16 protein-coding genes are annotated in these 17,099 nt (G+C 76.4%); 3 read left to right on the forward strand and 13 right to left on the reverse strand.

The window, feature by feature from the left end:
• Positions 1–32 precede the first annotated feature (32 nt).
• Together hisS and ACRYMY_RS05155 are read right to left on the reverse strand one after the other, a co-directional pair.
• Positions 33–1,409 (reverse strand): histidine--tRNA ligase, encoded by a 1,377-nt coding sequence (hisS, locus tag ACRYMY_RS05150; protein ID WP_432546265.1) that lies wholly within the window; start codon positions 1,407–1,409, stop codon positions 33–35.
• Between the two features lie 8 nt (positions 1,410–1,417).
• Positions 1,418–2,119 carry an MBL fold metallo-hydrolase gene (locus tag ACRYMY_RS05155; RefSeq protein ID WP_432546200.1) on the reverse strand — a complete coding sequence of 234 codons (702 nt, stop codon included), beginning with the start codon at positions 2,117–2,119 and terminating at the stop codon, positions 1,418–1,420.
• A 149-nt stretch (positions 2,120–2,268) separates the two neighbouring features.
• Between ACRYMY_RS05155 and ACRYMY_RS05160 the strand changes: the two genes are divergently transcribed.
• Positions 2,269–4,005 (forward strand): DUF349 domain-containing protein, encoded by a 1,737-nt coding sequence (locus ACRYMY_RS05160; protein ID WP_432546201.1) that lies wholly within the window; start codon positions 2,269–2,271, stop codon positions 4,003–4,005.
• Positions 4,006–4,186: 181 nt separating this feature from the next.
• On the forward strand, positions 4,187–4,795 hold the full coding sequence (locus tag ACRYMY_RS05165) for a hypothetical protein (protein ID WP_432546202.1): 609 nt from the start codon (positions 4,187–4,189) through the stop codon (positions 4,793–4,795).
• Positions 4,796–4,824: 29 nt separating this feature from the next.
• On the opposite strand, the gene ACRYMY_RS05170 is transcribed toward ACRYMY_RS05165, so the two are convergent.
• From ACRYMY_RS05170 to ruvA, 7 genes are all read right to left on the reverse strand, one after another.
• Positions 4,825–7,278, reverse strand: coding sequence for a RelA/SpoT family protein (locus tag ACRYMY_RS05170; protein ID WP_432546203.1), 2,454 nt, complete (start codon positions 7,276–7,278; stop codon positions 4,825–4,827).
• A gap of 99 nt (positions 7,279–7,377) precedes the next feature.
• Positions 7,378–7,893, reverse strand: coding sequence for an adenine phosphoribosyltransferase (locus ACRYMY_RS05175; RefSeq protein ID WP_432546204.1), 516 nt, complete (start codon positions 7,891–7,893; stop codon positions 7,378–7,380).
• 50 nt (positions 7,894–7,943) lie between these two features.
• Complete coding sequence (gene secF, locus ACRYMY_RS05180) at positions 7,944–8,975, reverse strand: protein translocase subunit SecF (RefSeq protein ID WP_432546205.1); 1,032 nt, start codon at positions 8,973–8,975, stop codon at positions 7,944–7,946.
• Positions 8,975–10,906 (reverse strand): protein translocase subunit SecD, encoded by a 1,932-nt coding sequence (gene secD / locus ACRYMY_RS05185; protein ID WP_432546206.1) that lies wholly within the window; start codon positions 10,904–10,906, stop codon positions 8,975–8,977. Before secD ends, secF begins: the two co-directional genes overlap by 1 nt.
• 199 nt (positions 10,907–11,105) lie before the next feature.
• Positions 11,106–11,483, reverse strand: coding sequence for a preprotein translocase subunit YajC (yajC, locus tag ACRYMY_RS05190; protein WP_432546207.1), 378 nt, complete (start codon positions 11,481–11,483; stop codon positions 11,106–11,108).
• Positions 11,484–11,669: 186 nt separating this feature from the next.
• The gene (ruvB, locus tag ACRYMY_RS05195; protein WP_432546208.1) at positions 11,670–12,767 is read right to left on the reverse strand and encodes a Holliday junction branch migration DNA helicase RuvB; all 1,098 of its coding nucleotides are present in this window, start codon (positions 12,765–12,767) and stop codon (positions 11,670–11,672) included.
• Positions 12,767–13,399 carry a Holliday junction branch migration protein RuvA gene (gene ruvA, locus ACRYMY_RS05200; protein ID WP_432546209.1) on the reverse strand — a complete coding sequence of 211 codons (633 nt, stop codon included), beginning with the start codon at positions 13,397–13,399 and terminating at the stop codon, positions 12,767–12,769. Before ruvA ends, ruvB begins: the two co-directional genes overlap by 1 nt.
• A 161-nt stretch (positions 13,400–13,560) precedes the next feature.
• Here ruvA and ACRYMY_RS05205 point away from each other — a divergent pair, with 161 nt between their 5' ends.
• Positions 13,561–14,271: a dienelactone hydrolase family protein gene (locus ACRYMY_RS05205; protein ID WP_432546210.1), complete on the forward strand. Its 711-nt coding sequence runs from the start codon at positions 13,561–13,563 to the stop codon at positions 14,269–14,271.
• A gap of 45 nt (positions 14,272–14,316) precedes the next feature.
• Here the strand turns inward: ACRYMY_RS05205 and ruvC are convergent, their stop codons facing one another.
• The 4 genes from ruvC to ACRYMY_RS05225 all read right to left on the reverse strand — a co-directional run bounded on the left by ruvC (position 14,317) and on the right by ACRYMY_RS05225 (position 17,090).
• Positions 14,317–14,898 (reverse strand): crossover junction endodeoxyribonuclease RuvC, encoded by a 582-nt coding sequence (gene ruvC, locus ACRYMY_RS05210; RefSeq protein WP_432546211.1) that lies wholly within the window; start codon positions 14,896–14,898, stop codon positions 14,317–14,319.
• Between the two features lie 49 nt (positions 14,899–14,947).
• Entirely contained in the window at positions 14,948–15,709 is a 762-nt protein-coding gene (locus tag ACRYMY_RS05215) for a YebC/PmpR family DNA-binding transcriptional regulator (RefSeq protein WP_369069489.1), read from the reverse strand.
• A 95-nt stretch (positions 15,710–15,804) separates the two neighbouring features.
• A complete protein-coding gene (pdxT, locus tag ACRYMY_RS05220) occupies positions 15,805–16,488 on the reverse strand; it encodes a pyridoxal 5'-phosphate synthase glutaminase subunit PdxT (protein ID WP_432546212.1) in 684 nt (227 codons plus the stop codon).
• Between the two features lie 74 nt (positions 16,489–16,562).
• The gene (locus ACRYMY_RS05225; RefSeq protein ID WP_432546266.1) at positions 16,563–17,090 is read right to left on the reverse strand and encodes an NUDIX hydrolase; all 528 of its coding nucleotides are present in this window, start codon (positions 17,088–17,090) and stop codon (positions 16,563–16,565) included.
• Between the last annotated feature and the right edge of the window lie 9 nt (positions 17,091–17,099).

Consider the following 17,099-nt stretch of genomic DNA (forward strand, 5'->3'; position numbering starts at 1 on the left):
GCCGGGGCCGGGCGCACCAGGCCGGCGCACCCTCAGCCGGCGACGACCCGGGGCCGCAGGTCCTGCTCGGGCGGCGCCCAGGCGTCCGCGACCGCGTCGACCTGCTCACCGGAGCGGATGTCGCGGACCTGGTCCCCGCCGCCGTCGGCGGCACCGGGGAACCACACGAACGGGATGCCGCGCCGCTCGGCGAAGCGGATCTGCTTGCCGAACTTCGCCGCGTCCGGGTGCACCTCGGCGGCGATCCCCCGCGCGCGCAGCGCCGCGGCCGTGCGCCGGGCCGCGGCGCGGCCCTCCTCGTCGACGAGCGCGACGAGGACGCACGTGGGGGTGCTGCGCGAGGCGCGCAGCAGACCGCGGCCCAGCAGCGGCACGAGCGCGCGCGTCACCCCGAAGGAGATGCCGACGCCCGGGAAGGTCGAGCGCCCGTCCGAGGCCAGCGCGTCGTAGCGGCCGCCGGAGCAGATGGAGCCCAGCGACTCGAAGCCGCTCATGCGCGTCTCGTAGACGGTGCCCGTGTAGTAGTCCAGCCCGCGCGCCACGCTGAGGTCTGCGACGACGGAGAAGCGCTCCCCCGTCAGGGAGGCGGTGGCCTCCAGCACGGCGCCGAGGTCGGCGATCCCCTCCTCCAGCAGCGGGTCGGAGACGCCGAGGGCCCGCACCCGGTCCAGGACGGTCGGGTCGTCGCCGGACAGGCCCGCCAGCGCCAGGCACGCGTCGGCCTGCTCCTCCGACAGGCCCGCCGCGGCGGTCAGCTCGGCGCGCACGCCGTCCGGACCGACCTTGTCGAGCTTGTCCACCGCGCGCATGACGGCGGCGGTGTCGGCCGCGCCGACGCCGCGGTAGAAGCCCTCGATGAGCTTGCGGTTGTTCACCTGCATGCGCAGCGCCGGCAGCGGCAGGGCCGTCAGCGCCTCGGACATGACGGCGGCCATCTCCGCCTCGTAGTGGGACGGCAGGACGTCGCGGCCCACGACGTCGATGTCGGCCTGCAAGAACTCCCGGTAGCGGCCCTCCTGGGGGCGCTCGCCGCGCCACACCTTCTGCAGCTGGTAGCGCTTGAAGGGGAACTGCAGCGTCCCGGCGTTCTCCACCACGTAGCGGGCGAAGGGCACCGTCAGGTCGAAGTGCAGCGCCAGGACGTCCGCGGCCGCGGCGGCGCCGTCCTCCTCGGCGGCCGGGACGCCGCCGGAGCGGGGGTCCTCGTGCAGGCGGCGCACGACGTAGACCTCCTTGTCGATCTCGCCCTTGCGCAGCAGCTGCGACAGGGGCTCGACCGCGCGGGTCTCGATGCCGGTGAACCCGTGCAGCTCGAACACCCCGCGCAGGGTGTCCAGCACCTGCTGCTCGACGATGCGCTGGGCGGGGCCGAGCTCGGGGTACCCGGACAGCGGGCGGGGGCGTGCCATCGCGGCCATCAGGACTGCTGCTCCGTTCCGGCAGCTGCGGCCAGCTGCACGAGGTGGGGGTTGGTGAGGCGCTCGCGCCCGATCGTCGTGGCCGGCCCGTGGCCGGGCAGCACGTCGGTGGCGTCGTCGAGGGGCAGGACGCGGGTCAGCAGGCTGCGCAGCATCGCCCGGTGGTCCCCGCCGGGCAGGTCGGTGCGCCCGATCGACCCCGCGAAGAGGACGTCCCCGGCCAGCAGGAGGTCCGGCTCGCCGGGGCGGGAGACGGAGAACAGGACCGAGCCCTCCGTGTGCCCGGGGGCGTGCGAGACGTCCACGCGCAGGCCGGCCACCTCCAGCCGGGCGCGGTCGGTGACCGTGACCACGTCGTCGGGCTCGCGCCAGGCGCCCGCGCCGCCGGAGGCGGCCAGCGCGGCCCGCAGCTGCGGGCCCAGGCCGGCCAGCGGGTCGCGCAGGCGGTGGCGGTCGTCGGCGTGGACGGTGGCGGCCACGCCGTGCGCGCCGCACACCGGGGTGACGGAGTGCACGTGGTCGAGGTGGCCGTGGGTCAGCAGCACCGCCGCGGGCCGCAGCCGGTGCCGGCGCAGCAGCTCGGCCAGCCGGTCGGCCACGCCCACGCCGGGGTCGACGACGACGCACTCCTCCCCGCGCTGCGGGGCCAGGACGTAGCAGTTGGTCCCGAACGCGGTGGCCTCCAGGGACTCCACGAGCACCGGGCGAGCCTAGGGCCTCCGGCGGGTGCCGCCCGGCGGGCGCCCGGGGACGGCAGCGGCAGTCCGCCGGTACCGACGCTGCGCGAGGTCGTCGGCACACCGCGTCAGGGCCTGCGCCGTCCGGGGGTAGCGCACCTAGACTGGCCCGCGTGAGCGAGCACCCCCAGGAGCCGGTGTCCCCCGCGGACGTCCCGGACACCCAGCGTCCCGACCCGACCCCGGAGCCCCAGGACGGCGCCCCCGACGCCCCCGGCGCCCCCGGCGTCCTCGACGGGCCCACCGGCTCCGGCGAACCCGCGGAGGGGTCCGGGGGGCAGGACGCGCCGGAGGGCGCCGCCGACGCCGGGACGGGCGAGGGAGCCGCCGGGCAGACCGGTGATCGCCCGGCCGAGCAGCCCGCCGAGCCCGTGAGCGACGCGCCCGCCGAGCCCGTGAGCGACGCGCCCGCCGAGCCCGTGGGGGACGCGGCCGAGCCCGTGGGGGACGCGGCGGCGCCCGCTCCGCGCCCGGTCCCCCGCCCCGCGCCCAGCCCGGCGGCCCTGGCCGCGCGTCCCGCGGCCCCCGCCGCGCCCGCTCCGGGCCCGGCCGCGCTCGAGCACCACGCCGCCGACCTCCCGCACACGAGCGTCGACCGCGAGGCCGCGGCCGCCTTCGGCCGCGTGGACGAGGCCGGCACGGTCTGGGTGCGCCGCCACGACGGCGAGCACGAGGTCGGGCAGTACCCGGACGCCACGCCCGAGGAGGCGCTCGCCTACTTCGTGCGCAAGTACGAGGAGCTCGTCGCCCAGGTCGACCTCTTCGAGCAGCGCCTGCGCAGCACCGAGCTGGGCGGCAAGGAGATCGTCGCCGGCGTCAGCGGGCTGCGGACGGCGCTCGCCGAGACGCGCGCCGTCGGCGACCTGGACGGGCTCGCCGCGCGCGTGGAGGCCCTGGCCACGGTGGCCGACGAGGCGCGCGCCGCCGCCGACCGCGCCCGCGCCGCCAACCGCGAGCGCCTGCGCACCGCCCGCACGGCCATCGTCGAGGAGGCCGAGCGGATCGCCGAGCAGGACCCCGAGAAGGTGCAGTGGCGCCAGTCCGGCGAGCGGCTGCGCACCCTGTTCGAGGAGTGGAAGGCCGCCCAGCGCGAAGGTCGGCTGGACAAGCGCAGCGAGGACGAGCTGTGGAAGCGGTTCAGCCACGCCCGCAGCGCCTTCGACAAGAAGCGCCGGCACCACTTCGCCGCGCTCGGCGAGCAGCGCGCCGGCATCCGCGCCGAGAAGGAGAAGCTCGTCGCCGAGGCGGAGGCGCTGTCCACCTCCACCGACTGGCGCGGCACCTCCAACGCCTACCGGGCGCTGATGGACCGCTGGAAGGCGGCCGGGCGGCTGGGCCGCAAGGACGACGACGCCCTGTGGGACCGCTTCCGCGCCGCGCAGGACGTCTTCTACGCCGCCCGCTCCGCGGCCAACGACGAGGTCGACCACGAGTTCCGCGCCAACCTGGAGGTCAAGGAGCAGCTGCTCGTGGAGGCCGAGGCCATCCTGCCGGTCAAGGACCTCGGCGCGGCCAAGAGCGCCCTGCGCAGCGTGCAGGAGCGCTGGGAGGCGGCCGGCAAGGTGCCCCGCGGCGACCTCGGGCGGATCGAGGCGCGCCTGCGGGTCGTGGAGAACGCCGTGCGCGACGCCGAGCAGGCCCGCTGGCGACGCAGCGACCCGGAGAAGACGGCGCGCGCCAGCGGTGTGGCCGGACAGCTGGAGGCGGCCATCCGCGACCTGGAGGCGGACGTGGAGGAGGCGCGCAGCCGCGGTGACGCCCGCCGCCTCGCCCGCGCGGAAGAAGCCCTGCGCACGCGCCGCGAGTGGCTGCAGGCCGCGCAGGCCACGCTGCGCGACGTCCGGGGCTGAGCACCGGGGTCCCCAGGGACCGCTCGACCCGGCCGTCCACAGACGGCCGGGTCGGGAGGGCGGTGCCGGTGCCGGGGTGGGCTGGACTGCGGGGGTGCTCGACGGACCCGGAGCCCTCCCGACCGACCTCCTGACCGACCTTCCGCCCGTCACCACCGGACCCGCTGACGCGGACCCGGTGGTGACGGGCGACCCGCACCGCTGGCTGCGCGAGGTGCTGCAGCGCGGGCACCGGCCGGACCCGACCCTGCCGTGGCGCCCGGTCCCCGCGGAGCGCCCCGGCACGGCCCGCGACGTGCGCGACGGCCTGCTGCACGTCCTGGTCGCCGACGTGGTCGTCGCCGCCGGTGCGCCGCTGGACGCGGCGACGCGGGCGCGCGCCCTGGCCCTGCTCGTCGGGGCGGGCGCGGTGGTCGTCGGCCCGACGGCGGCCTGGGTGCACGCCGGCGCCGCCGCCGGCGTGCCGGAGCGGTTGTGGGTAGCGGGCGGTCCGCGCGCGCAGGTGCTGGCCGCCCGCGCCGGGCTGCCGGTCGAGCGCACCCGCTGCCGTCCGCCGCGCACCGACCTCCTCGAGGTCGGCGGTCTGCTCGTCACCACCCCCGCGCGCACCCTGGTGGACGTGGCGCGCACGGCGCCCGGGCGGGCGGGACGGGTGCGCGGGGCCCTGCTGGCCTCGTGCCCGGAGGGCCTGGACCCCGCCGACGTGCAGCGGGCCACCGAGGGCGCGCGGCGTCGGCGCGGGGTCCGCGCCGCGCGGGTGGCGCTCGAGCCGGCCGCGGCACCCGCGTGACCCGGGCGGGCCGGGCGGGCCGGGCGGCGTCAGGTGCGCGGGCGCGAGGCCATGACGCGGTAGGCGTCGAAGACGCCGTCGACCCGCCGCACGGCGGCCAGCACGTGCCCGAGGTGGCTCGGCTCGGCCATCTCGAAGGAGAACTTCGACAGGGCCACCCGGTCCCGGCTCGTGCTGACCGTCGCGGACAGGATGTTGACGTGGCTGTCGGACAGCACGCGCGTCACGTCGGACAGCAGCCGCGCCCGGTCCAGGGCCTCCACCTGGATCTGCACCAGGAACAGGCGTGAGGCGCTGTCGGCCCACGTCACGGAGACGATGCGCTCCGGCTCCTCGCGCAGCCGGTCGACGTTGTCGCAGTCCGCGCGGTGCACCGAGACGCCGGCACCGCGCGTGACGAACCCGATGATGGGGTCGCCCGGCACCGGGGTGCAGCAGCGGGCCAGCTTCACCCACACGTCGCCGCTGCCGCTGACGACGACCCCGGCGTCGTGCGCGCCGCGCGAGGTGCGCGGCGCCCGGCCCGGCGTGGTCGACTCGGCCAGGTCCTCCTCGGCGGCGGCCTCCCCGCCGACGGCCACCACGAGCCGGTCCACGACGTGCTGGGCGGAGACGTGGCTCTCCCCCACCGCCGCGTACAGGGCGGACACGTCGCTGTAGTGCAGGTCGCGCGCGACCTGCAGGAGCGAGTCGTGCGACATCAGGCGCTGCAGCGGCAGGTGCTGCTTGCGCATCGCCCGGGCGATGGCCTCCTTGCCCGAGTCGATGGCCTCCTCGCGCCGCTCCTTGGAGAAGTGCTGGCGGATCTTGTTCCGCGCCCGCGGGCTCTTGACGAACGTCAGCCAGTCGCGGCTGGGTCCGGCGCCGTCGGCCTTGGAGGTGAACACCTCGACCAGGTCGCCGTTGTCGAGCGCCGACTCCAGGGGCACGAGCTTGCCGTTGACCCGCGCGCCCATCGTGCGGTGGCCGACCTCGGTGTGGACGGCGTAGGCGAAGTCGACCGGTGTCGAGCCGGCCGGCAGCGCGATGACGTCGCCCTTGGGCGTGAAGACGAACACCTCGCTCGCGTTGATCTCGAAGCGCAGCGAGTCGAGGAAGTCGCTGGGGTCGGCCATCTCCTGCTGCCAGTCGATGACCTGCTTGAGCCAGGTCATCTCCCCGCCCCGGCCGCTGCCCGGGGTGCCCGCGTCGTCCTTGTACTTCCAGTGCGCGGCCACGCCGTACTCGGCGCGCCGGTGCATGAGGTGGGTGCGGATCTGCACCTCGACGGGCTTGCCCTGCGGCCCGATCACCGTCGTGTGCAGCGACTGGTACATGTTGAACTTGGGCATCGCGATGTAGTCCTTGAACCGGCCGGGGACCGGGTTCCACCGCGCGTGCAGGGCGCCGAGGACGGCGTAGCAGTCGCGCACGGAGTCCACCAGGACCCGCACGCCGACCAGGTCGTAGATCTCCGCGAAGTCGCGACCGCGGACGATCATCTTCTGGTAGATCGAGTAGTAGTGCTTCGGCCGGCCCGTCACGGTGGCCCGGATGCGCGCGGCCTTGAGGTCCTCGTCGATCTGGTGGCGCACCCCGGCCAGGTACTCCTCGCGCGCGGGCGCGCGCTCGGCGACCAGGCGCACGATCTCGTCGAAGCGCTTGGGGTAGACCGTCGCGAACGACAGGTCCTCCAGCTCCCACTTGATGGTGTTCATGCCCAGCCGGTGCGCCAGCGGCGCGTAGATCTCCAGCGTCTCGCGCGCCTTGCGCTCGGCCGAGGAGGCGGACACGTACCGCCAGGTGCGGGCGTTGTGCAGGCGGTCGGCCAGCTTGATGACCAGGACGCGGATGTCCTTGGCCATCGCCACGATCATCTTGCGGACCGTCTCGGACTGGGCCGCCTCGCCGTAGGTGACCTTGTCCAGCTTCGTGACGCCGTCGACGAGCAGGGCGATCTCGTCGCCGAAGTCGCGGCGCAGGTCGTCCAGGGAGTAGTCGGTGTCCTCGACCGTGTCGTGCAGCAGCGCCGCGGCCAGCGTGGAGGGCGTCATGCCCAGCTCGGCGAGGATCGTGGCGACCGCCACGGGGTGCGTGATGTAGGGGTCGCCGGACTTGCGGCGCTGCCCGTCGTGGGCGCGCTCGGCACGCTGGAAGGCGCGCTCGACCACCGACAGGTCGGCCTTGGGGTGGGTGGTGCGCACCGTGCGCAGCAGGGGTTCCAGCACCGGGGAGACGCTGGGCTGGCGGTGCTGGCCGAAGCGCGCCAGCCGGGAGAGCATCCGGCCGGCCGTCACCGGCCCGGTGTGCGCCGGTTCCGCCGGGCGCGGGCCGCGGCGGGCGCCGGCCTGCTCGGCGGGCTCGGCGGGGGCCGGCAGGGGTGCCGCCGCGCCGTCCGCGCCGTCCACGGCGCCGCCGCCCGCGGCGCCCGGGCGCGCGGGCCCCGCGGGCCCGGGCTGGTCCGGGCGCACGCCGACGCCGGTGCTGTCGGTGCCGTCCGCCATGGCGTCCTCCACTCTCGATCCCGACCAGTCTAGGAGCCGGGCCGCCGCGGGTGTCCCGCGCGGGCGCCACCACCCGTGCGGACCCCGCGCCGGGTGGGCTCAGACGACGAGCAGGGCGGTGCAGTCGGCCGTCAGGCGGGCCCGGCCGCCCAGCGCGGCCAGCTCCAGCAGCACCGCCACCCCGGCGACCCGCGCACCCGCCTCCTCCAGCAGGTCGCACGCCGCGCGGGCCGTGCCGCCGGTGGCCAGGACGTCGTCGACGACGAGCACCCGGTCCCCGGCGCCGACGAGGTCGCTGCGCAGCTCGACGGCCGCCGAGCCGTACTCCAGCTCGTACTCCCGGCGCAGCACCGGCGGCGGCATCTTGCCCGCCTTGCGCACCGGCAGGAAGCCCAGGCCGCTGCGCTCGGCCACGGGGGCGGCGAGCATGAAGCCGCGAGCCTCGATGCCGGCCACGGCCGTGGCACCGCGTTCGCGGGCCAGTTGCGCCAGCGCCCCGACCACCGCCGCGAAGGCGGCCGCGTCGGCCAGCAGCGGGGCGATGTCCTTGAAGGCGACGCCCGGGCTGGGGAAGTCGGCCACGTCGCGCACCCGCGCGGCGACCAGCGCCGCCACGCGCTCGGCGTCCGGTACGGGACCGCCGGACCCGCGGGGCGGGGCTCCGCTCACGCGGTGCCGCCGGCACCGGCCGCGCCGCTCGCCGGACCGGCGCCCACGGGCTCCGGCGCGGCGGCCCGGCGCTCGGCGACCTCGGCGTCCAGGGCCCGCACCCCGCGCTCGCGCCGGCGCAGGTCCACCAGCAGCGGCGTCGCGATGAAGACCGACGAGGCCGCGCCGACGATCGTGCCGACGAACAGCGCCAGGCTGATGTCGCGCAGCGTCCCCGCGCCCAGCAGGAAGTCGCCGATGAACAGGATCGCCGCGACCGGCAGGATCGCCACGACCGTGGTGTTGACCGAGCGCACGACCGTCTGGTTGATCGCCAGGTTGGCGGCTTCGGCGAAGGTGCGGTCGCGGTCCCGGAAGGCCGCGTCGGTGTTCTCGCGGGCCTTGTCGAAGACGACGACCGTGTCGTACAGGGAGTAGCCGAGGATCGTCAGGAAGCCGATGACGGTCGCCGGGGTCACCTCGAAGCCCACCAGCGCGTAGATCCCGGCGCTGATGACCAGGTCGTGGACGAGGGCCAGCATCGCCGCCCCCGCCATCGCCAGGGCCCGGAAGTAGACGGCCATGACCAGCGACACGATGGCGAAGAACACCACCAGGGCCGTGAGGGCCTGGCGGGTCACGTTGGCGCCCCAGCTCGGCCCGATGCTCGTGGACGTGACGTCCGAGACCGGCACGTCGTAGGCCTGCGCGAGCGAGGCGCGCACCTCGTCCAGCTGGGCGGTGTCCAGCTCGACGGTCTGCACGCGCACGTCGCCCTGGCCGACGGTGGTGACCTGCGGGGCCGTGCCGGGCACGACCTCCTGCACCGCGTCCGCGGCGACCAGCTCGCCGGCCGCGGCACCGCCGCTGACGCGGAACTCCGAGCCGCCCTCGAACTCGATGCCGAAGGTGAGCCCGGGCACCACCAGCAGCACCAGGGACAGCAGGAACACCACCCCGGAGACCAGGTAGGAGCGCTTGCGGCGGCCGACGAAGTCGAAGGACCGCTCGCCCGTGTACAGCTGGTTGCCCAGCTTCGCCATGCCCATCAGGCGTTCCCCCGCTCGCTCGCCGCCGGTCCGTCCGGTCCCGCCGCCCCGCCGCCCGCGGAGCCCTCCACGTCCCCGCCGCCGCCGGCGCCCGCGCGCGCCTTCTCGCGCTCCTCCGCGCGCAGCTGGGCCACCGTCTTGCGCACCTGCCCGTGCCGCCACGCCGAGCGGGCGACGACGGAGCCGAGGTGCTCGGGGTCGAAGCCGGACCACTTGTGCCCGCCGCCGAAGAACTTCGTGCGGGCCAGCAGCGCGACCACCGGGTGGGTGAACAGGGCCACGACGACGAGGTCGATGACCGTGGTGATGCCCAGCGTGTACGCGAAGCCGCGGACGTTGCCCACGGCCAGCACGTACAGGACGACCGCGGAGATGAAGGTGACCGCGTTGGAGATGAGGATCGTGCGCCGCGCGCGCCGCCAGCCCGCCTCGACGGCGGAGGTGAGCACGCGGCCCTCGCGGATCTCGTCGCGCACGCGCTCGAAGAAGATGATGAACGAGTCCGCCGTGGTGCCGATGGCGATGATGAGGCCGGCCACGCCGGCCAGGCTGAGGCGGAAGCCCTGCAGCCAGCTCAGCAGCAGGATGACGCCCCAGTTCAGCAGCGCCGCCACGACGAGCGCGGTGACGGTGACCAGGCCGAGGGCCCGGTACTGCAGCAGGAAGTAGGCCACGACGAGGGCCAGGCCGACGAGTCCCGCGACGATCCCGTTGCGCAGCTGCTCCGAGCCCAGGGTCGCCGACAGCTGCTCCTCGGACTGCACGTCGAAGGACAGCGGCAGGGCGCCGAAGCGCAGCTGCTGCGCGAGGGCTTCGGCGCTCTCCTGGGTGAAGTTGCCGGTGATCTCGGCGCGGCCGCCGGGGATGGTGCCGCTGACCGAGGGTGCCGTGACGACGAGGCCGTCGAGCACGGCGGCGAACTGGTCGCGCGGGGGCTCCAGCTGGCTGATGCGGGCGGTCAGCGCCTCGAAGGCGTCACCGCCCTCGGAGTTGAACTGCAGGTCAACGGCCCAGCCGCCGGTCGGCTGGCCCTGCTGGTTGACGGCCTGGCGGGCCGAGGAGCCCGTCAGCTGCGTGCCCTGGATCTCCGCGGGGCCGAGGACGTACTTGACCGAGCCGTCCTGCGAGCAGGTGACCAGCGGCAGCGCCGGGTCCTCGGTCCCGCCGGTGCCGCCGGCGAGGTTCGCCGGGTCCGAGCAGTCCAGCTCGGTGAACAGGCGGCCGACGTCCTCGGTCAGCCACGCCTGGTCGCTGGCGTCGGCCGGCGGGGTGGCGGGGCTGTCGGTGGGCTGGCCCGGCCCGGGGGTGGGCCGCGGGGTCGCCACGTCGGCCAGCGTCGGCGGTGCGGGCGAGGCCTCGGGGGCGGCCGGGGCCGGCGCGCCGGTCGGCTCGGCGGCGGGTTCGGGGGCCGTGTCCTGGCGCAGCGCTGCCGGGGCCGCCGCGCCGTCGGCCTCGTCGGTCGGCTGCACCGCGGGGTCGGCCGGGTCCGCCGGCTCCGCGGCCGGGTCCGCCGGCTCCGCGGCCGGGTCGCCGGCGGCGGGGTCCTCGGCGGCCGGGTCCCCGGCCGGGGCGGGAGCGCCCTCGGCGGCGACCAGCACGACGCGCATGCTCAGCTGCGACGACTGCGAGATGAGGTCCAGCTGGGCGCGGGTGGCCTGGCCGGGGATCGAGACGACGATGTTCTCGCCGCCCTGGATGCTGACCTCGGACTCGTTGATGCCGGTGCCGTTGACGCGCTGCTCGATGATGTTGCGCGCCTGCTGCAGCTGGTCCTCGGTGACCTCACCGCCACCGGCGGTCGGGCGCGGGGTGAGCAGCACCTGCGTGCCGCCCTCGAGGTCGAGGGCGAGACCGGGCGCCCAGCGGGCGTCGGACCAGATCGCCCCGGCGCCGACCGCGCCGAAGAGGATCGCCGCCACGAGCAGGAGCACCCCGAGGGTGCGGCCGTGGTGGGGTCGGCGGATGGGCGCGCCGCGGCGGGCGCGCTGGGGTGGCCTGTCGTTGGACACTGGTTACCTCGGGACGGCTCTCGCCGGGGGTGGTCCCCCGGCGAGAGCAAGCTTGTCACTGTTCGTGGTCGCTTCTTGTCCTAACAGTCACGTCTGTGTGCCCGAGGACGTCAGCTGCGGATCAGGCGCGCGTCGCTCCGCCCGCCTCGTCCGGACGGTCCTTGCGCAGGTCCACGCCCGCCTCGGCGGGGTCCACCGCCTCGGGGGTGCCCGCGGTCGCGTCGGGCGCCGGCCCGACGGCCGTCACGACCCGCGCCACCGCCCGGCGGCTCCAGCGCGTGCGCACGCCGGGGGCGACCTCGAGGGTGACGACGTCGCCCTCCACGTCCACGACGGTCCCGTACGCGCCCGAGGTCGTCATGACCTCCGACCCCGGCGCGACGCTGTTCTGCAGGTCCTGCTGGGCCCGCTGCTGCTTGCGCGTCCTGCTGAACATGAAGACCAGCAGGCCCACCATGAGGAGCAGGAAGACCAGCTGGCCACCACCTCCACCACCCACGACATCCCTTCCCGCACCGGTGGGACGACGGCTCACCGGCGCACACGCCGACCTCCGTGCCGGCGCGGCGGGCCCACGCCCCGCCCGGGGGAGGTCCGCGGGCGGGCGTCGGCCGGACGCCCGGCGAGTCTAGACGTCTCACCCGTCCGGCCCTGCCGCCCGCCGCGGCGCGTCACGCCCCGCTCGCTACCCGTCGTCCTCCGCGCCGGTGTCCGCCCCGGTGTCCGCGTCGTCCAGCGGCAGCTGCCAGACGGCGTCGCGCGGCGGGGTCAACCCCAGGTGCTGCCACGTCTGCGGCAGCGCGACGCGCCCGCGCGGGGTGCGCCCCAGCAGCCCCTCGCGCACGAGGAACGGCTCGGCGACCGTCTCGACGGTCTCGGCCTCCTCCCCCACGACGACCGCCAGCGTGGACAGCCCGACCGGCCCGCCGCCGAAGCGGCGGCACAGGGCGTCCAGGACCGCCCGGTCCAGGCGGTCCAGGCCCTTCTCGTCGACCTCGTAGACCTCCAGGGCCGCCCGCGCGGCGCGGCGGTCGACGATGCCCGAGCCGCGCACCTGCGCCCAGTCGCGCACGCGGCGCAGCAGCCGGTTGGCGATGCGCGGCGTCCCGCGCGAGCGCCCGCCGATCTCCGCGGCCCCCTCGGCCGTCAGCTGCACCCCCAGCAGGCTCGCGGAGCGGCGCAGCACCTGCACCAGCTCCTCGGGCGAGTAGAAGTCCAGGTAGCCGGTGAAGCCGAAGCGGTCGCGCAGGGGCGCGGGCAGCAGGCCGGCGCGGGTGGTGGCCCCCACCAGCGTGAACCGCGGCAGCTCCAGCGGGATGGCCGTGGCCCCCGGGCCCTTGCCCACGACGACGTCGACCCGGAAGTCCTCCATCGCCATGTAGAGCATCTCCTCCGCCGGCCGGGCCATGCGGTGGATCTCGTCGAGGAAGAGCACCTCGCCCTCGTCGAGGGAGCTCAGCACGGCCGCCAGGTCCCCGGCGTGCTGGATGGCCGGACCGCTGGACTGGCGCAGGGGGGCGCCCATCTCCGACGCCACGATCATCGCCAGGGTCGTCTTGCCCAGGCCGGGCGGGCCGGAGAAGAGGACGTGGTCGCTCGGCGCGCCGCGCGCGCGGGCGGCGTCCAGGACGAGCGAGAGCTGCTCGCGCACCACCTTCTGCCCGACGAACTCCTCCAGCCCGTGCGGACGCAGGGCGCTCTCGGCGGCCCGCTCGCGCTCGTCGGCGCCGCCGGTGACCAGCCGCTCCCCCGCCCCGGGGCGACCCTCGCCGTAGCCGCTCATCAGCGGCCCGACAGCCGGCGCAGGGCCGCGCGCAGCGTCGCGGCGACGTCGAGCGCACCGGCGTCCCCGCCGTCCGCTCCGGCGTCGTCGGCGGCGAGGACCGCGTCGACGGCGTCCCCGGCCTGCTTGACGGGGTAGCCCAGCCCGACGAGGGCGTCCACCACCTGCTGGGTGCGCGGGTCGGCGCCGTCCGCGGCCGCGGCGGGGGCGGCCGGCAGCGGCCCGTCGGAGGGCGGGCCGAGGCGGTCGCCCAGCTCCAGGCAGATGCGCTGCGCGCCCTTCTTGCCGATGCCCGGCACCCGCACCAGCGCGGCGTGGTCCTCGGCGGCCACGGCGGCGCGCAGCCCGTCGGGCCGGTGCACCGCGAGCATCGCCAGCGCCAGGCGCGGCCCGACCCCCGAGACGGTCTGCAGCACTTCGAACACCTCCCGCTCGTCGGCGTCGGCGAAGCCGAACAGCGTCAGGGAGTCCTCGCGCACCACCAGGCTCGTGGCCAGCATCGCCTCCTCGCCCACGCGCAGCCCGGCCAGCGTGCCCGGTGCGGCCTGCACGAGGATCCCGGCGCCGCCCACCTCGACGACCACCGAGTCCAGCCGCACGGCGAGCACCTGCCCGCGCACCGACGCGATCACCGATCCCCCTCACCCGCCGGGCGGGGCCCGCGCGAACACCTGTACGAACGGGACCACGCTAGCGCGGCGCCGCGACACGGGGGACGTCGGCGCGCCGCCCGCGCGCGGCACCGCGGGGCGACGGGCTGCGCGATCACCGCCGGGGCGGCAGAGTCGGGCCGGTGAGCCACGAGCAGCACGAGAACCCGCGCCAGAACGTCACCTTCCCCGCCACCGACGACGCCGGCGCCGACCACGCGCACGGCTACCTCGCCCTGCCCGCCGACGGCGGCGGGCCGGGCGTGGTGGTCGTCCAGGAGTGGTGGGGGCTGACCGACCACGTCGTCGCGATCACCGACCGGCTGGCGTCCGAGGGCTTCGTCGCCCTGGCCCCCGACCTGTACGGCGGGCGCACCACCCACGACAGCGAGGAGGCGGCGCGCTTCATGACCGAGCTGCCGCCGGACCGCGCCGCCCGCGACCTGGCCGGCGCGGTGACGTACCTGCTGCAGCGGCCCGAGACGACCTCCGCCACCGTCGGGGCCGTCGGCTTCTGCATGGGCGGCGCGTTCGTGCTCAGCCTCGCCGCGCAGCAGGGGGAGCGGATCGGGGCGGCCGTGCCCTGGTACGGCGTGCCCGGCCCGGACACGGACTTCACGGGGCTGCGGGCGCCGGTGCTCGGCCACTTCGGCGCCGAGGACACCTCGGTGCCGCTGGACGCGGTGCGCGCCATGGCCGAGCGGGTGCGCGAGCAGGCCGGCGTCGAGGTGGACCTGCAGGTGTACCCGGCGCCGCACGCCTTCTACAACGACGAGCGCCCGAACTACCGGCCGGAGAGCGCCGAGCTGGCCTGGGAGCGCACGACGGGCTTCCTGCGCCGGCACGTGCGCTGAGGCGCGGGCGCGGCGGCCCGGCGCCGATCGGGCCGGTCGGCCCGGTCAGCGGGCGACGGCCCCGGCCCGACGCGCGGCCCGCTCGGCCTCGGCGTAGGCGTTGCGCCGGCCGGTGACCAGCGCGCGGTGGGCGGCGTCCTCCAGCCGGGAGGCGCCCCCGCCGCGCCACAGGTGGCACAGGGCCAGCGCGAGGGCATCGGCGGCGTCGGCGGGCTTCGGCGCCTCCGCCAGGCCGAGGATGCGCGTCACCATCGCGGTGACCTGCTGCTTCTCCGCGCGCCCGGACCCCGTCACGGCGGCCTTGACCTCGCTGGGCGTGTGCATGGCCACCGGCAGCCCGCGCCGGGCTGCGGCCACGAGCACGAGCCCGGCGGCCTGGGCGGTGCCCATCACCGAGCGCACGTTGGACTGGGCGAAGACCCGCTCGACGGCCACGACGTCCGGGGCGTGCCGGTCCAGCCACGCGTCCAGGCCCTCGCTGATCGCCAGCAGCCGCTGCTCGACCGGGTCGGTCGCCGGGGTGCGCACCACGCCCACGTCGACCGCGACGGGACGGCGGCCGCGACCGGAGTCGACGACGCCCAGGCCGCAGCGGGTCAGCCCCGGGTCCACCGCCAGCACGCGCACGGCCCCACCCTCGCACGCTCGCGGGGGCGGGGCCGGGCGGCGCGCTCGCTCAGGCGTCCTCGAGGGCCGCCATGACGTCGTCGGAGACGTCGTAGTTCGCGTACACGTTCTGCACGTCGTCGCAGTCGTCGAGGGCGTCGACGAGCTTGAACACCTTGGTGGCGCCGTCGGCGTCCAGCGGCACCTGCACGCTGGGCACGAAGCTGGCGTCGGCGGAGTCGTAGTCGATGCCGGCGGCCTGCAGGGCCTCGCGCACGGCCACCAGGTCGGTGGCCTCGCTGACCACCTCGAAGGTGTCGCCCTGGTCGCTGACCTCCTCCGCGCCGGCCTCGAGCACGGCGGTGAGCACGTCGTCCTCGGTGAGGTCCGTGCCCTCCTTGCCGATGACGACGACGCCCTTGCGGCTGAACATGTACGACACGCTGCCGGGGTCGGCCATCGAGCCGCCGTTGCGCGTCATGGCCGTGCGGACCTCCATGGCCGCGCGGTTCTTGTTGTCGGTGAGGCACTCCACGAGGAGGGCGACGCCGTTGGGGCCGTAGCCCTCGTACATGATCGTCTGCCAGTCGGCGCCGCCGGCCTCCGCGCCCGAGCCGCGCTTGACGGCGCGGTCGATGTTGTCGGCGGGCACGGACGACTTCTTGGCCTTCTGGATGGCGTCGAAGAGCGTCGGGTTGCCGGCCGGGTCGCCCCCGCCGGTGCGCGCCGCGACCTCGATGTTCTTGATGAGGCGCGCGAACATCTTGCCGCGCTTGGCGTCGATGACGGCCTTCTTGTGCTTGGTCGTCGCCCACTTGGAGTGGCCGGACATCGTGCTACCTCCGCCTGTGTCCGCCCCGGCTCGCGCTCGGGACGTGCTCGGGACCTGCTTCGGGACGTGCTGGGGACCTGCTCGGGCTCGCCGCGTCAGGCGTCCTGCGCCGCCCGTCCCCCGACCCGCTCGCGCACCATCGCCACGAAGCCGCGGTGCACCCGGTCGTCCCCGGTGATCTCGGGGTGGAACGACGTCGCCAGCAGAGCGCCGTGCCGCACCGCGACGATCCTACCCGCGGCCGGGCCGCTGCCCACGCGCGCGAGGACCTCCACGTCCGGTCCGGCGTCCTCCACCCACGGCGCGCGGATGAAGACGGCCCGCACCGGCGGGCCGTCCCCGGTCAGCGCGTCCAGCGGGAGGTCCTCCTCCCAGCTCTCCACCTGCCGGCCGAAGGCGTTGCGGCGCACCGTGACGTCCAGCCCGCCGAGGGTCCGCTGGTCCGGCGCGCCGTCCAGCACCCGGTCGGCCAGCAGGATCATGCCCGCGCACGAGCCGTAGACGGGCAGCCCCTGCGCGACGCGCCGGCGCAGCGGCTCGCGCAGCTCGAAGGTGCGCAGCAGCCGGTCGATGGTCGTCGACTCCCCGCCGGGCAGCACGAGGCCGTCGACCGCCTCCAGCTCGGCGGGGCGGCGCACGCGGACCGCGCGGGCGCCACCGGCCTCGAGCGCGGCCAGGTGCTCGCGCACGTCGCCCTGCAGGGCCAGGACCCCGACGAGGGGGCGGTCCGCAGCCGCGGGGGCGCCGGTCGGGGGCGTGGGCGGGGGCGGGGTGGTCACCGCAGGAGGGTAGGCGCGCGGGCACGCCGCGCCGGGGGCGGGTGGCGCGCTCGCGGGCCCGGCGCCGGGGCGGTTCAGCCGATGACGCGCGGCGGGCCCGACCAGGCCGGTGGCAGGTCGGCCAGCAGCGCCGGCAGGTCGGCCGGGTAGTACGTGTCGCCCGAGGCGGCCAGCTCGTCCGGGTGCCACCAGCGCACGTCGGTCAGGGTCGCCAGCTCCAGGGCCGTCCACCCGGCGCGCGACAGCCGCGCACCGGCGCCCAGGCGCAGCACGAAGAACTCCTCCCGCTGCCGGCACGCGCGTCCCAGGTACGGGAAGTCGGCGGTGCGCACCCAGACCGGGCCGGCGAGGTCGCCGGGGGCCACGGCCAGGCCCGTCTCCTCGCGCAGCTCGCGGGCCGCGGCGTCGCGGGCCGCCTCGCCGGCGCCGCGGCCGCCGCCGACGGTGAACCACCACGCCTCGCCGGGACGCTCCGGGTCGGTGCCCCGCACGAGCAGGACGCGCCCCGCGTCGTCGAGGACGACGACGCGGGAGGCGTCCCGGGTGCGGGTGCCGTCGGGGGCGGTGCCCCACTCCGGCCCCAGCGGGTCGTGCCCGCTCAGGGGGTCCAG

Source organism: Kineococcus haloalkalitolerans (assembly GCF_050871905.1).
Classification (GTDB): domain Bacteria; phylum Actinomycetota; class Actinomycetes; order Actinomycetales; family Kineococcaceae; genus Kineococcus.